Below are 12,609 nucleotides of genomic sequence, written 5' to 3'. Positions count from 1 at the left end.
GGGGAGCCCCGCTCCCGTTCTACGGCGCGATGGACTGCCCCGGCAGGCGGACGGTGGCCACCGTGCCCGGGCCGCCGTCGGTCGCCGGGCCGAGGGCGACCTCGCCGCCGGAGTCCTGGACGGCCTGCGCCACGATGGACAGACCGAGCCCGGAGCCCGGGAGTTGACGGGAGGACGGGGAGCGCCAGAACCGGTCGAAGACGTACTGGAGCTCGTCCGGCGGGATGCCGGGCCCGTGGTCACGGACGGTCAGCCGGCCGTCCTGGAGGGCGAGTTGGACGGTGCCGCCGGGGGGTGAGTACTTCACCGCGTTGTCGAGCAGGTTGATCACCGCACGCTCCAGACCCGGGCCGTCCCCGTGCACGTACCAGGGGTCCACCACGAGGGCGAACTGCAGCCCCGGGCCGCGCAGCCGGGCCCGCTCCACCGCGCGGTGGACGAGCTCGTGCAGCGCCACCACGGTGTGCTCGCGCTCGGGCCGCGAGGTCTCCGGGCGGGAGAGCTGAAGCAGGTCGCCGATCAGCACGGTGAGCTCCTGCATCTGCGCCTTCATGCTGCCCAGCAGCTTGGTCCTGGTCGCCTCGGGGAGGGGGCGGCCGGTGTGGTCGGAGCGGATCAGCAGGTCCACGTTGGTGCGCAGCGAGGTGAGCGGGGTGCGCAGCTCGTGCCCGGCGTCGGCGATCAGCCGGATCTGCCGCTCCCGGGAGTTGGCCAGCGCGGTCGACATCGAGTTGAACGAGGAGGAAAGCCGGGCGAGTTCGTCGTCCCCGTGGACGGGGATGGTGGTGCCGACCTCCTCGGTCCGGGCGATGTGCTCGACCGCGTTGGTCAGCTGGTCGACGGGCTTCAGCGCCGAGCGCGCGACCAGCCGTCCGGTGAAGCCGGCTCCCACGACGCCGAGCGCGGCCACGCCCGCGAGGATCAGGGCCAGCTGCTGGAGCGAGTCCTGGACGGTGTCGACCGGTACGGCGAGCAGCAGGGTGTAGCGCTTCAGGTTGCCCTGCGGGTCCCGGACCTGCGCCGGGGAGCGCTTGACCATGGCGGGGGTGCCGTCGGCGTAGCTCCCGTCACGGATCGAGACGTCGGTGACGGTGAGGTCCGAGGGCTGCGCCTTGAGCGCCCGGTCGGCACCGAGCGGGAAGCAGACGCCGTCGGCGTTGACGTACTCGACGTCGAAGCGGTTGGGGAACGGGTGCGACCCGAGCTTGTCCGCGCCGACCAGGGCCTCGGCGGCGGTCGGGGCGCAGGATACGGCGTTCTGGCCGGGCCCGCCCGGCAGGCGCGCGTCCGAGAGCGTCTGCCGCACCTGTCCGTACAGCCGGTCCCTGACGATGAACCAGCACGCCAGCGCCGAGAGCGCGATGGCCACCGCCACGGCGGCGGCCGTGAGCATCGCGAGCCGGCTGCGCAGTGAGCGCCCCCGGTACCAGCCCGCGAGGCGGTTCACGCAGCGGCGCCGGTGGCGGTGCGGAGGGCGTAGCCGACTCCCCGGACGGTCTGGATGATCCGGGGCATGCCGCCCTGCTCGGTCTTGCGCCGCAGGTACATCACGTAGACGTCCAGGGAGTTGGAGGAGGGCTCGAAGTCGAAGCCCCAGACCGCCTTGAGGATCTGCTCCCTGGTCAGGACCTGCCGCGGGTGCGACAGGAACATCTCCAGCAGCATGAACTCCGTCCGGGTCAGCTCGATCGGCTTGCCGTCCCGGGTGACCTCCCTGGTCGCGGTGTTCATCCGCAGGTCGGCGAAGGCCATCACCTCGCCGGCGTCGGCCTCCACCGCCGCGCGGGCGGCGGCCTCGTTGGCGAGGGCCGAGCGGCGGAGCAACGCCCGGACGCGGGCCAGGAGTTCGTCGAGCTCGAAGGGCTTGGCGAGGTAGTCGTCGGCGCCGACGTCCAGGCCGGTGACGCGGTCGCCGACGGCGTCCCGGGCGGTGAGCATGAGGACCGGGGCGCTGTCGCCCCGGGCCCGCATGCGGCGGACGGCGGTGAGGCCGTCCATCCTCGGCATCATGATGTCGAGCAGCACCAGGTGGGGGCGGTCGCGTTCGACCGCGTCCAGGGCCTCGAAGCCGTCGGTGGCGGTGGTCACCTCGTAGCCCTCGAAGGCGAGGCTGTTCTCCAGGGCGTCCCGGAGGGCGGGTTCGTCGTCGACCACGAGGATCCGGGCGGTGGGGCCCTGGGGAGCCTCGGCAGGGGTGCGGTCGTCGGCGGGCGGGGTCATCGGCGCGGGGCCTTTCCTCGTGTGGTCTGGCTGGTGTCATTGTCCGTCAGAGCTGCTGCCCCGCCTGGAGCTTGGGCAGCACCTGCTTGATGTCGTTGACCGGAATGGCGAAGCCGAGGCCGACGCTGCCGGCGGTGCCGGAGCCGGCGGTGGCGCTGGAGCCGCTGGCGGAGTACATCGCGGAGTTGATGCCGATGACCTGGCCGGAGGCGTTGATCAGCGGGCCGCCGGAGTTGCCGGGGTTGAGCGCGGCGTCGGTCTGCAGGGCCTTGTAGCTGGCGGTGTCGCCGGAGCTGTTGGAGGAACGGGACTGCAGGCCGGGCAGGTTGGGGAAGCCGAAGCCGCCGTTGCCGCTGGTGGTGGAGTCGTCGACCTGGACGGTGACGGGGCGGTCCTTGGCGCTGATGATGCCGGAGGTGACGGTGCCGGTCAGGCCCTCGGGGTTGCCGATGGCGACCACCGAGTCGCCGACCCGCATGGCGTCGGAGTCGCCGAGGGTGGCGGTCTCGAGGCCGCTGACGCCGGCGGCGGTGATCACGGCGACGTCCATCGACTCGTCGGTGCCGGTGACGGTGGCCTTGGCGGTGGAGCCGTCCTTGAAGGTGACGGTGGCCTGGCCGCCGCCGCTGACGGCGCCGGAGATCACGTGGTAGTTGGTCAGGATCTGGCCGCCGGCGGTGAGCACCACGCCGGTGCCGGTGGCGGTGCCGTTCGCGGTCTTCACGGTGATCTGGACGACGGCGGGGGAGACGGCGGCGTTGATCGCGGCCACGTCGGCGGTGCCGTCGGACCTGGCGGCCACCGGGCTGACCACGGTGGAGCCGGAGCCGGAGGCGCTGCCGGTGGTGGCGCGGTCGCCGGCGATCACGCCGCCGGTGACGCCGCCGATCAGGGCGGCCGTCAGGGCGACGGCGGTCACCAGGGCGAGGCGGCCCTTGAGGAAGCCCTTCCGGGCGTGGCTCACCGGGGGAGCGGCGGCCGCCTCGGCGGGCTGCGGGGTGGTGGTCCAGTCGGCGTAGACGAAAGGACCCTGGTCTTCGGTGCTTCGCTGCTGGTCGCTCATGCCCTCCAAGCTCCGCCCGGCCGATGAGAGCCGGATGAGAGCGGGGTCAGAGGCGGCCGAGAAGCCCGTTGACTTCTCATAAAGCCTGCTAGTGCCGGGCACGGCACTAGGAGGCGGTGGGACCGCCACAGCCGCAGGAACGGCGGATGACCAGGCGGGACGGGAAGGTCCGTACCCGCTCGGTGTCCGAGCCCGGCACCATCAGCGACTCGTCCAGCACCAGGTCGACCGCGGCCCGGGCCATCGCGTCGCGGTCGGAGGCGACGGTGGTCAGCGGCGGGTCGGCCAGCGCGGCCTCGGGGATGTCGTCGAAGCCGGCCACCGCCAGGTCCTCCGGCACCCGCAGGCCCACCTCGCGGGCGGCCCGCAGCACGCCGATCGCCTGGTCGTCGGTGGAGCAGAAGATCGCGGTCGGCCGCTCCGGCGAGCGGAGCAGCGCCACGGCCACCTCGTACGCGCCGTAGCGGTGGAACGGGGCGTCCACCAGGTTGGGCTCGACCGGCAGGCCGTGGGCGGTCATGGCCCGCTCCCAGCCCTCGACGTGGTCGATCACCGGGTCGCCGGGGGCGGGGGACTCGACCGGGCCGCCGAAGCAGACCACGGAGGCGTGCCCGTGCACCTCCAGCAGGTGGCGGACGGCCGTCTCGGCGCCGCCGACGTCGTCGGTGGTGACGGCCACGTCGTCGATCGCCTCGGGGCGGCGGTGCAGCAGCACCACCTTGGCGCCCTCCATCGCGGCGAACTCCTCGGCGGCCCGCTGCGAGGGGCCCTGGCTGACCAGGATCAGGCCGGAGACCCGCATGCCGAGGAAGGCGCGGACGTAGTGCACCTCGCGGTCGTCCACGTAGTCGGAGTTGCCGATCAGCACGAGCTTGCCGCGCTCGGAGGCGGCGCGTTCCACCGCGTGCGCCATCTCGGCGAAGAAGGGCTGGCGGGCGTCGGGGACGACCATGCCGATCAGGTTGGTGCGCCGGGAGGCCATCGCCTGGGCGACGCTGTTCGGCCGGTAGCCGAGCTGCTCGATCGCCGCGAGCACTTTCTCCTTGGTCGCGGGCGCGACCGGGCGCGGCCCGTTGTTGATGACGTAGGAGACGACCGCGGTCGAGGTCCCAGCCAGTCGGGCTACATCGTCGCGCGTCACCTTGGCCACGGGGGGAGTCTACGCGGGTGGCGCGCGGCCGGTAGGGGGGATACCCGCCGTCCGGCCGACCGGCCCCGGACAGGCCGGGGCACAGTCGGACAGATCGGGCGGGCGGGCGGGCGGCCGTCCGGAGCGGCCGGAATCCGATGGGCCGTCAGGCGTCCTGGGAGGTCCGTTCGGCGGCCCGCTCGCCCTTGTCCGGGATGACGAAGCGGTAGCCGACGTTGCGCACGGTGCCGATCAGCTGCTCGTTCTCGACGCCGAGCTTGGCCCGCAGCCGCCGCACGTGCACGTCCACCGTCCGGGTGCCGCCGAAGTAGTCGTAGCCCCAGACCTCCTGGAGCAGCTGGGCCCGGGTGAAGACCCGGCCCGGGTGCTGCGCCAGGTACTTCAGCAGCTCGAACTCCTTGAAGGTGAGGTCCAGCACCCGGCCCTTGAGCTTGGCCGAGTAGGTGGCCTCGTCCACCGTGAGGTCGCCGTTGCGGATCTCCATCGGGCTGTCGTCGACGGCCACCTGGAGCCGGCCCATGGCCAGCCGGAGCCGGGCCTCGACCTCGGCCGGGCCGGCCGTGTCCAGCAGCACGTCGTCGATGCCCCACTCGGCGGTGACGGCGGCCAGGCCGCCCTCGGTGACCACCAGGATCAGCGGGCAGCCGATGCCGGTGGAGCGGAGCAGCTGGCAGAGGCTGCGGATCTGCGGCAGGTCGCGCCGGCCGTCGACCAGGATCACGTCGGCCGAGGGGGTGTCCACCAGGGCGGAGCCCTCGGCGGGGGCCACCCGGACGTTGTGCAGCAGGAGTCCGAGGGCGGGCAGCACCTCGGCGGAGGGCTGGAGGGCGTTGGTGAGGAGCAGGAGTGAACTCATACCCGGTGGTCCCCTTTCCGGGTCGTCGCGGACGTGGCCGGCGGTCCTGACGGAGTGTCGGCCACGGAGTCGGTGGGGGTGAGGACGTCCGAGGGGCGAGACACGACCGGTTCGGGGGTGAGCAGTACGGGCCGGGGCGCACGCACGAGGTCCCGCAACCCCTGGTGCTCCGTCACTGCCCTGCTCATCCGCGAACCTTCCGGTCTGCTCCCGCCGCACACCGCCCGTCCGTGCCCCGCACGCCCTTGTGCGGCTTCGGCCGGGCGGCCCCCCGGGATGGCCGGCGCGGGTGGGGCGCCGGCCTCCGGAGGCCATCCGTACGTGGTGTCCTGAAAGCACAAAAGGACCCGGGGGCGACTCTGCCCAGGTCCCTCTTCCGCACGAGAATAGCCGACCGCCCTCGGCCAGGGGAGGGGCTCGCGACGATGCCTGGGCCACAGAGCGCCCGCCGGGCGTGACCGGCGGGCGGTCCGCGCCGTTCTCCCGGTGCCGCGCGCGCCGCGTCCGAGCAGCGGCGTTGCGGCATCCGGGGCGGGCCGGTCCATCATGGGAGCCGCACCGGCCGCACCGTACGTGTACACCTTTGGCGTGGGTGCCCAGGCAGCAGGGCCGGGGCGTCGCACCGGGCGGGGACGTAGGAGGAGGACAGCCATGACGGCGACCGCGGACCACACTTCCACCTCGCGGGTGACGGACCCGGGGGCCGCCCGGGTGACCGTGCGGTACTGGGCGGCGGCCAAGGCCGCCGCAGGGCTGGCCGAGGACGAGGTGCCCGCGACCACGCTCGCCGAGGCCCTCTCGGCCGTCCGTGACCGCCACCCCGGCAACGCCCGCCTCCACCAGGTGCTGGCGCACTGCTCCTACCTGGTGGACGGCGAGCAGGTCGGCACCCGCGACCACACCACCGTCACCCTCCCGCCCGGCGCCACCGTCGAGGCCCTCCCGCCCTTCGCCGGCGGCTGACGCACCTATCCCGGGGCCGGGGAACGTACGTGGTTGCCCCGGGGCGCGGGGCTCTGCTGATCTGCGGCTCCGCCGCGGGGCGCGCAGGGGAACGGCAGCACGTGCAACTGGCTGACGTGCCCCGATCTCACGCTGGTCCGCCTTCCGTACTCGCGCAGTTCCCCGCGCCCCCGGGTTGCTGCCCTGCCGAGCGTCCCTCCCCACGCCACCCAGGAGCGCCACATGACCCTCACCGCCGAGCCGGTCCGCCGGACCGGGACGCCGATCGTCGAACCGGGCCTGCCGGTGGCCGCGCTGACCGCCGGTCTGTGCGGGCTGCTCGCGGCGGCCTCGCTGCTCGGCGGCCGGTACGGTCTGGCGGCGGGGCTGACGGTGGCTCAGGGGCTGACCGCGGTGGGGTGGTTCAGGCTGCACGGGATGTGGCCGGCCCGGCAGGGGATCGTGGCGGTGGCGCTGGCCGGGGTGGTGGCGGACCTCGCGGTGCTGTCGCACGGGGCGGCCGGGCTGCTGGGGGCGCTCGGGGCGTACCTGGTCGCGGTGCTGGTCTGGCAGACCTTCCGCCCGTCCGATCCGGCGGAGCGGTTCTACGCCCTGACGGTGCTGGGCTCCGGGGTGGTGCTGGCCGGGCTGGAGGCCTCGCTGCTGCTGGGCGGGCACACCCCGGCGGCACTGCTGGCGGTGGCGGTCGCGGTGCTGCTCGCCGCCTCCCCGGCCCCGGCGGCGGTGGCCGCCGCGGCGGCGCTGCTGCTCGGCGCCACCGCCGGGGTGCTGGCGGGCGGTCCGCCGGTGCAGGTGGTGCTGGTGGCGGTCGGGGCCCTGGTGGGCCGGCGGGTGGCCTCGTACGATTTCCCGTCGAGGTTCGTGCACTTCACGGCCGGGGTGGTGCTGCCGGTGGCGGTGGCGGCCCCGCTGGCCTGGATCGGTTCGGCGCTGCTCTGACGTCCGCCTGTCGAGACGGGGTGTCCATGACGATCGCCGTCGCGGTCTCCGGGTGTCCCGCCGGGCGGTCCCGGCCGTGCCGCTGAGCGGCGCGATCCGGTCGAATCCCGAAATGTGAGCCGATTCGTCTCAGCATTCGACATGCTGATGACAGCGGCCGTTTCGGTTCCCTAGCATCGTCGGCATGAAGCGACAGGCGGACCTCACGAAGCGGCGGGCGGTAGACCTGTGCCGCGTGTCCGCCTGCCTGTGTCGAATGCGCTGACCGGGCGGTTCTGACCGGTACGTCCGGCCCCGTCCACCCCACCGAGCACTCCCGGCCTGGTATTTCCTGCCGTGGCCGCCTCGGTTTCCCGATCTCTTGCCCCACCCCGGCCGCACCTGTCCCCGTCTCGTCATCCGAGACGGAGTCCGGTACGGGCTGCCGCCGGGCGCTGCCCGCACACACCTTCCGCAGTACCGCCCCCGGATGGAGACACCACCATGAGCCGCAGTGACGTCCTGGTCGACGCCGACTGGGTCGAGGCCAACCTCGACAACCCGAAGGTCGTCGTCGTCGAGGTCGACGAGGACACCGCCGCGTACGACCTGAACCACATCCGCAACGCCGTCCGGATCGACTGGAAGCAGGACCTCCAGGACCCGGTCCGCCGCGACTTCGTCGACCAGGCCGGCTTCGAGGCGCTGCTGTCGAAGAAGGGCATCGGCAACGACGACATCGTGGTGCTCTACGGCGGCAACAACAACTGGTTCGCCTCGTACGCCTACTGGTACTTCAAGCTGTACGGCCACGGTGACGTCCGTCTGCTCGACGGCGGCCGCAAGAAGTGGGAGCTGGACGCCCGTGAGCTGGTCGCCGAGGTGCCCGAGCGCGCCGCGACCGAGTACAAGGCCCAGGAGCAGGACAAGTCCATCCGCGCCTTCCGCGACGACGTGCTGGACGCGATCGGCAGCCTGAACCTGGTCGACGTGCGCTCGCCCGACGAGTTCGCCGGCCGCCTGCTCGCCCCGGCCCACCTGCCGCAGGAGCAGTCGCAGCGCCCGGGCCACGTCCCGTCCGCCCGCAACATCCCGTGGGCCAAGAACGCCAACGACGACGGCACCTTCAAGTCGGACGAGGAGCTCGCGGCGATCTACACCGCCGAGGGCGTCGACCTGGCGAAGGACACCATCGCGTACTGCCGCATCGGCGAGCGCTCCGCGCTCACCTGGTTCGTGCTGCACGAGCTGCTCGGCCAGACCAACGTGAAGAACTACGACGGCTCGTGGACCGAGTACGGCAGCCTGGTCGGCGTTCCGATCGCGCTCGGCGACAACTGAGCCTCGGCGCTCGAACCGTAGGAAAGGAAGACAGACATGTGCGGTGCGAAGGCCGGCGGCCCCGACCTGGCAGGAGTTGACGTGGCCAAGGAGACGATCATCCAGGGTTCCGTGACCCGCGACGGCGAGCCCGTCAACGGTTACGTCCGCCTCCTCGACGAGGGTGGCGAGTTCACGGCCGAGGTGCCCACCTCGGCGACCGGGCAGTTCCGCTTCTTCGCCCGTCCGGGCAAGTGGACGCTGCGCGCGCTGGTTCCGGGCGCGACCGTGGACCGTGTCGTGGTCGCCTCCCAGGGCGCCCAGACCGAGGTCGCGATCGCGGTCTGAGGACCCGTCACGGCGTCATCCGTGTGAGGCGACGGCGGCCCCGTCACCCCTGGCGACAGGGGGGCGGGGCCGTCCGCTGTCCGGGCGTCAGATCCTGCACCCCGTAGGGTGGTTGCCCTGCGACCTACCCGCCGGTTCTCATTGGAGGGGAGAGAGCCGGGGGATACGGGGGAGCGCGATGACCGGGGCAAGGGTGGCGCCGTTGGCCGGGGACGATCCGGTCCGGCTCGGGCCGTACCGGCTGCTCGGACGGCTGGGTGCGGGTGGCATGGGCCGGGTGTACCTGGCCCGCGAGGACGGCTCGGCCGGCCCGCTGGCCGCCGTCAAGACCCTGCTGCCGGAGGGCAGCCGGGACGAGGTGGACCGGCAGCGGTTCGCCCGCGAGGCCAGACTCGCCCAGCGGGTGGAGAGCGACCACACCGTCCGGGTGCGCGGGGCCGACCCCGACGGCGACCCGCCCTGGCTGGCGCTCGACTACGTACCGGCGCCCTCGCTCGGCGAACTGGTCCGCACCGCCGGGCGGCTGCCCGGCTCCGCCGTCCGCTGGCTGGCCGCCGGGACGGCCGAGGCGCTCCTGGTGCTGCACGCGCACCGGATCGTGCACCGCGACGTGAAGCCCTCCAACATCCTGCTGCCGCTGGACGGCCCGCGGCTGATCGACTTCGGCATCTCGCACGCCGCCGACCTCACCCGCACCGGCCTCACCCTCGGCACCCTCACCTTCACCTCGCCCGAACAGGCCCGGGGCGAACGCTCGGAGGCCGCCTCCGACGTCTACTCGCTCGGCGCCACCCTGTTCCACCTCGCGGTCGGCCGCCCGCCCTACCCGGAGTACCACGACACCCTCCAGCTGCTCGCCCTGGTGCAGCACAACCGGCTCGACCTGACCGGCCTCCCCAAGGAGCTGGCCCCGCTGGTCGAACCCTGCCTGGCCGCCGCCCCCGGCGACCGGCCCACCCCCGCCGAGCTGCACGCCGCCTTCCTCGCCTCGCTGGACGGCCTCCCGGTCTCCTCCAGCGGCAGCCGCTGGCTGCCGCCGCGCTGGACCGCCCTGATCGGCGAGTACGAGCGGAGCGGCCACGCGCTGGAGCTCGCCCACCCGGCCGGCGGCGAGTCGGCCGCCACCCGGCTCGGCCGGGTCCGACGGCCCGGGTACGTGGTGGCGCCGCCCGTCGCGCCGTCACCTGTCGTGCCGCAGCCCGCCGCGCTGCCACCCGTCGCGCCGCAGCCCGTGGTGCCGTCGCCTGCCGTGCCGGCACCTGCCCTGCCGTCACCTGTCGCACCGTCACCCGCTGCGCCGCCGGCGGTCGTTCGGCCGGCCTTCGCGCCCTCACCCGCTGTCGCCGCACTGCCGGCCGGCCCGCCACCCGCCACCACCGTCCCGCTGCGCCGCCCGTCCGTGCCCTCGCAGCCCGCCCCGGACGGCTCCGCACCGTCCTGGCCGCAGCCGCCCGCCCCCTCCGCCCCGCAGGCGCCCCGCCCGGCGCAGCGGCCCGAACCGCCGAGGGCCCGCTGGTGGCCCGTCGTGCTGGCCGCGGTGCTGGTGTTCCTGGTCGCGGCCGGTGCCGTCCTGCTGCGGCCGTGGCAGTGGGGCGACGGCGGTACGGGCGGCGCCCCCAGGGCGCACGGCACCACGCCGCCGGTCTCCGCGCCCGCGACCCCGCCCACCGACGACCCCGGTCTGATCGCCAACCTGGCCTTCCAGGGCGTCGCGGCCGGCGAATGCCTGCGCACCTACCGGCTGCCCGGCGGTGCCTGGTCCACGCCCTTCCCGGAGGAGGTGCCCTGCGGCGCGGCCGAGGCCCGCCTCAAGGTCCTCTCGGCCTTCCCCGGTACCAGTGCCAAGGGCTGCCCGGACGGCGCGGGCCGTGGTTCCTGGGTGCACGCCGCGCCGATGGCCGAGACCACCCTCTGCCTGGAGCGCCGGTACCGGGAGGGCGAGTGCTTCCCGGTGAAGGGCGCGGGCGGGGAGCCGCAGCTGCGGGCGGAGGACCTGCTCGGCAGCTGGCCGTGCGACGGGGCGCCCGCCGGAGCGCAGGGCTACGACGGCGCGCTGCGGATCACCGCCGTGCACCCGGCCCCGCTGCCGAACGGCAGCTGCCGCCGGGGCCCGGACGACCAGTCCGTCTACCGGCAGCTGGAGGTGAACGGCGGCGGCACCGTCCTGTGCACCACGCGGGTCTGACCGGGCGCCCTTGCCAGTCGCCGTACCGTGGAAGGGTGCGGCAACGCCGAAGACACTTCTGGTACTTCGTCCTGATGGGCATCTGCCTGACGACGTTCGTCCTGGCCTGGGGCGTGGTGCGCCTGTGGTCCGTCCCGGTCGCCATCGGCATGTGCGTGGTCGCGGCGGTGATCCCGCCGGTGGCCGCGGTCTTCGCCAACAAGCGCGACCCCGAGGACGACTGGTGGAACGACCCGCGCTGGGACGACCCCCGGTGGGACGACCCCGGCCACGACCGTGACCACCCCGACCGTGACCACCCCGATCACGGGGACCGTCAGTAGACCAGCGCCTGGACGTCCTCGGCCATGATCTCCTGCACGAAGAGCTGCGCCCCGGCGATCCGGGCGCCCTCGATCAGGTCCTTCTCCTCGATGCCCCGGCGCGCCGCGCACTGGGTGCAGAGGGTGACCTGACCGCCTGCCAGCACCGACTCCAGCAAGTCCGGCAGCGGTGCGGCGTGCGGCAGTTCGAACTCGGCGGCCCGCCCCGGCAGGACGAACCAGGAGGCCTCGCCGGTGAGCCAGAGCGAGACCTCGACGCCGCTGGCGACGGCGACCGCCGCCACCGTGAAGGCCTGCGAGCAGCGCTCCGGGGCCTCGGGTCCTGCGGTGACCTTGATGACCAGCTTCTTCGGCATGCTGACACCCTATAAGCCGGTTGCGGCCAGGTGGCGGGGCTCACCGAGACCCCCGCATAACGGGCCGATAGACTCGTGGCCGTCCTGTTCACTCTCCGCAACGCCGCAACTGGGAGCGCCCCGTGTCCGGTCTGGAATACTTCTTCGACGGCCTGCTGATCCTGATGGCCGTGCTGATCACCTGGTTCGCCATCTTCTCCGTCATGAAGCTCTACCAGGGCCAGCGCTGACCACTGCCGTACGGTTGAGGCCCACCATCGTCGACAGCGACCAGGAACATGATCGAGATCCCTTCTGACCTCCACCCGGACGTCGTTTCGCTGGCCTTCCTCCTCGGCACCTGGGAGGGCGCGGGCGTCTACGACTTCCCGGGCACCGAGAAGTGCAACTTCGGCCAGGAGATCGTGTTCCGGCACGACGGCCGGCCGTTCATCGAGTTCCGCTCCCGCAGCTGGGAGCTGGACGCCGAGGGCGAGAGGATCCGCCCGCTGGAGACCGAGCACGCCTTCTGGCGGGTCACCACCAACCAGCACGGCACCAGCGGCGAGCGCGAGATCGAGGTCTCCTCGGTCCGCGACGACGGCACCGTGGAGATCTGGTACGGCAAGCTGCACGACGGTAAGCCCCAGATCGACCTGGCCACCGACGCGGTCGCCCGGATCAGCGACGAGGTCCGCTACTCCGGCGGCAAGCGCCTGTACGGGCTGGTCAACGGCGAGGACCTGGCCTGGGTCGGCGAGAAGTCCGCGCCCGAGGTGCCGCTGCGGCCGTACATGTCGGCCCAGCTCAAGAAGGTGCTCAACCCGGCGAAGCTGATCCAGGACATCGCCGACCTGCCGGACGACGGCATCGCGTTCTTCCGCTGAGCCGTCCGGCCCCCGGCGCGACGAGGTAGGGACCGGCCCCC

Annotated in this window: 14 protein-coding genes; 8 read left to right on the top strand and 6 right to left on the bottom strand. The window is 73.3% G+C overall.

The features are described from left to right. Positions 1 to 19 precede the first annotated feature (19 nt). From ACZ6ZR_RS36495 to ACZ6ZR_RS36475, 5 genes are all read right to left on the bottom strand, one after another. Entirely contained in the window at positions 20 to 1,447 is a 1,428-nt protein-coding gene (locus ACZ6ZR_RS36495; protein ID WP_465650000.1) for a sensor histidine kinase, read from the bottom strand. After that, positions 1,444 to 2,220, bottom strand: coding sequence for a response regulator transcription factor (locus tag ACZ6ZR_RS36490; protein ID WP_465649998.1), 777 nt, complete (start codon positions 2,218 to 2,220; stop codon positions 1,444 to 1,446). Before ACZ6ZR_RS36490 ends, ACZ6ZR_RS36495 begins: the two co-directional genes overlap by 4 nt. Positions 2,221 to 2,266: 46 nt before the next feature. Then, on the bottom strand, positions 2,267 to 3,283 hold the full coding sequence (locus tag ACZ6ZR_RS36485; protein WP_465649996.1) for a S1C family serine protease: 1,017 nt from the start codon (positions 3,281 to 3,283) through the stop codon (positions 2,267 to 2,269). A 106-nt stretch (positions 3,284 to 3,389) separates the two neighbouring features. Then, the gene (locus tag ACZ6ZR_RS36480) at positions 3,390 to 4,433 is read right to left on the bottom strand and encodes a LacI family DNA-binding transcriptional regulator (RefSeq protein WP_465649994.1); all 1,044 of its coding nucleotides are present in this window, start codon (positions 4,431 to 4,433) and stop codon (positions 3,390 to 3,392) included. A gap of 145 nt (positions 4,434 to 4,578) precedes the next feature. Beyond that, positions 4,579 to 5,289, bottom strand: coding sequence for a response regulator transcription factor (locus ACZ6ZR_RS36475; RefSeq protein WP_465649992.1), 711 nt, complete (start codon positions 5,287 to 5,289; stop codon positions 4,579 to 4,581). A 651-nt stretch (positions 5,290 to 5,940) separates the two neighbouring features. On the opposite strand from ACZ6ZR_RS36475, the gene ACZ6ZR_RS36470 reads away from it, so the two are divergent. The 7 genes from ACZ6ZR_RS36470 to ACZ6ZR_RS36440 all read left to right on the top strand — a co-directional run bounded on the left by ACZ6ZR_RS36470 (position 5,941) and on the right by ACZ6ZR_RS36440 (position 11,346). After that, the gene (locus ACZ6ZR_RS36470; protein WP_465649990.1) at positions 5,941 to 6,252 is read left to right on the top strand and encodes a MoaD/ThiS family protein; all 312 of its coding nucleotides are present in this window, start codon (positions 5,941 to 5,943) and stop codon (positions 6,250 to 6,252) included. A 222-nt stretch (positions 6,253 to 6,474) separates the two neighbouring features. Continuing rightward, positions 6,475 to 7,191, top strand: coding sequence for a hypothetical protein (locus tag ACZ6ZR_RS36465; RefSeq protein ID WP_465649988.1), 717 nt, complete (start codon positions 6,475 to 6,477; stop codon positions 7,189 to 7,191). 184 nt (positions 7,192 to 7,375) lie between these two features. Continuing rightward, a complete protein-coding gene (locus ACZ6ZR_RS36460; protein WP_350529122.1) occupies positions 7,376 to 7,456 on the top strand; it encodes a putative leader peptide in 81 nt (26 codons plus the stop codon). A gap of 218 nt (positions 7,457 to 7,674) precedes the next feature. Then, positions 7,675 to 8,511: a sulfurtransferase gene (locus ACZ6ZR_RS36455; RefSeq protein ID WP_465649986.1), complete on the top strand. Its 837-nt coding sequence runs from the start codon at positions 7,675 to 7,677 to the stop codon at positions 8,509 to 8,511. A 36-nt stretch (positions 8,512 to 8,547) separates the two neighbouring features. Beyond that, positions 8,548 to 8,838, top strand: a complete 291-nt coding sequence (locus tag ACZ6ZR_RS36450; RefSeq protein ID WP_057227860.1) for a DUF1416 domain-containing protein — start codon at positions 8,548 to 8,550, stop codon at positions 8,836 to 8,838. 178 nt (positions 8,839 to 9,016) lie between these two features. After that, positions 9,017 to 11,023, top strand: coding sequence for a serine/threonine-protein kinase (locus tag ACZ6ZR_RS36445; protein WP_465649983.1), 2,007 nt, complete (start codon positions 9,017 to 9,019; stop codon positions 11,021 to 11,023). 35 nt (positions 11,024 to 11,058) lie between these two features. Continuing rightward, entirely contained in the window at positions 11,059 to 11,346 is a 288-nt protein-coding gene (locus ACZ6ZR_RS36440; protein ID WP_465649981.1) for a DUF3099 domain-containing protein, read from the top strand. Here the strand turns inward: ACZ6ZR_RS36440 and ACZ6ZR_RS36435 are convergent. Next, on the bottom strand, positions 11,340 to 11,702 hold the full coding sequence (locus tag ACZ6ZR_RS36435) for a DsrE family protein (RefSeq protein ID WP_402302175.1): 363 nt from the start codon (positions 11,700 to 11,702) through the stop codon (positions 11,340 to 11,342). The two genes, ACZ6ZR_RS36440 and ACZ6ZR_RS36435, sit on opposite strands and share 7 nt — an antisense overlap. Before the next feature lie 278 nt (positions 11,703 to 11,980). Here ACZ6ZR_RS36435 and ACZ6ZR_RS36430 point away from each other — a divergent pair, with 278 nt between their 5' ends. Further along, positions 11,981 to 12,568: a heme-binding beta-barrel domain-containing protein gene (locus ACZ6ZR_RS36430; RefSeq protein ID WP_465649979.1), complete on the top strand. Its 588-nt coding sequence runs from the start codon at positions 11,981 to 11,983 to the stop codon at positions 12,566 to 12,568. The last annotated feature ends 41 nt before the right edge of the window (positions 12,569 to 12,609 follow it).

This window comes from Kitasatospora sp. NPDC088742, assembly GCF_055584905.1.
Note: the sequence above shows the minus strand (reverse complement) of the source record. Positions and strands in the feature narration are given on the sequence as shown.

Bases quoted from the DNA above. Each gene is read 5' to 3' on its own strand.
- ACZ6ZR_RS36490 (WP_465649998.1), bottom strand. From the start codon at position 2,220: ATGACCCCGCCCGCCGACGACCGCACCCCTGCCGAGGCTCCCCAGGGC.
- ACZ6ZR_RS36485 (WP_465649996.1), bottom strand. From the start codon at position 3,283: ATGAGCGACCAGCAGCGAAGCACCGAAGACCAGGGTCCTTTCGTCTAC.
- ACZ6ZR_RS36475 (WP_465649992.1), bottom strand. From the start codon at position 5,289: ATGAGTTCACTCCTGCTCCTCACCAACGCCCTCCAGCCCTCCGCCGAG.
- ACZ6ZR_RS36470 (WP_465649990.1), top strand. From the start codon at position 5,941: ATGACGGCGACCGCGGACCACACTTCCACCTCGCGGGTGACGGACCCG.
- ACZ6ZR_RS36465 (WP_465649988.1), top strand. From the start codon at position 6,475: ATGACCCTCACCGCCGAGCCGGTCCGCCGGACCGGGACGCCGATCGTC.
- ACZ6ZR_RS36460 (WP_350529122.1), top strand. From the start codon at position 7,376: ATGAAGCGACAGGCGGACCTCACGAAGCGGCGGGCGGTAGACCTGTGC.
- ACZ6ZR_RS36455 (WP_465649986.1), top strand. From the start codon at position 7,675: ATGAGCCGCAGTGACGTCCTGGTCGACGCCGACTGGGTCGAGGCCAAC.
- ACZ6ZR_RS36450 (WP_057227860.1), top strand. From the start codon at position 8,548: ATGTGCGGTGCGAAGGCCGGCGGCCCCGACCTGGCAGGAGTTGACGTG.
- ACZ6ZR_RS36445 (WP_465649983.1), top strand. From the start codon at position 9,017: ATGACCGGGGCAAGGGTGGCGCCGTTGGCCGGGGACGATCCGGTCCGG.
- ACZ6ZR_RS36435 (WP_402302175.1), bottom strand. From the start codon at position 11,702: ATGCCGAAGAAGCTGGTCATCAAGGTCACCGCAGGACCCGAGGCCCCG.
- ACZ6ZR_RS36430 (WP_465649979.1), top strand. From the start codon at position 11,981: ATGATCGAGATCCCTTCTGACCTCCACCCGGACGTCGTTTCGCTGGCC.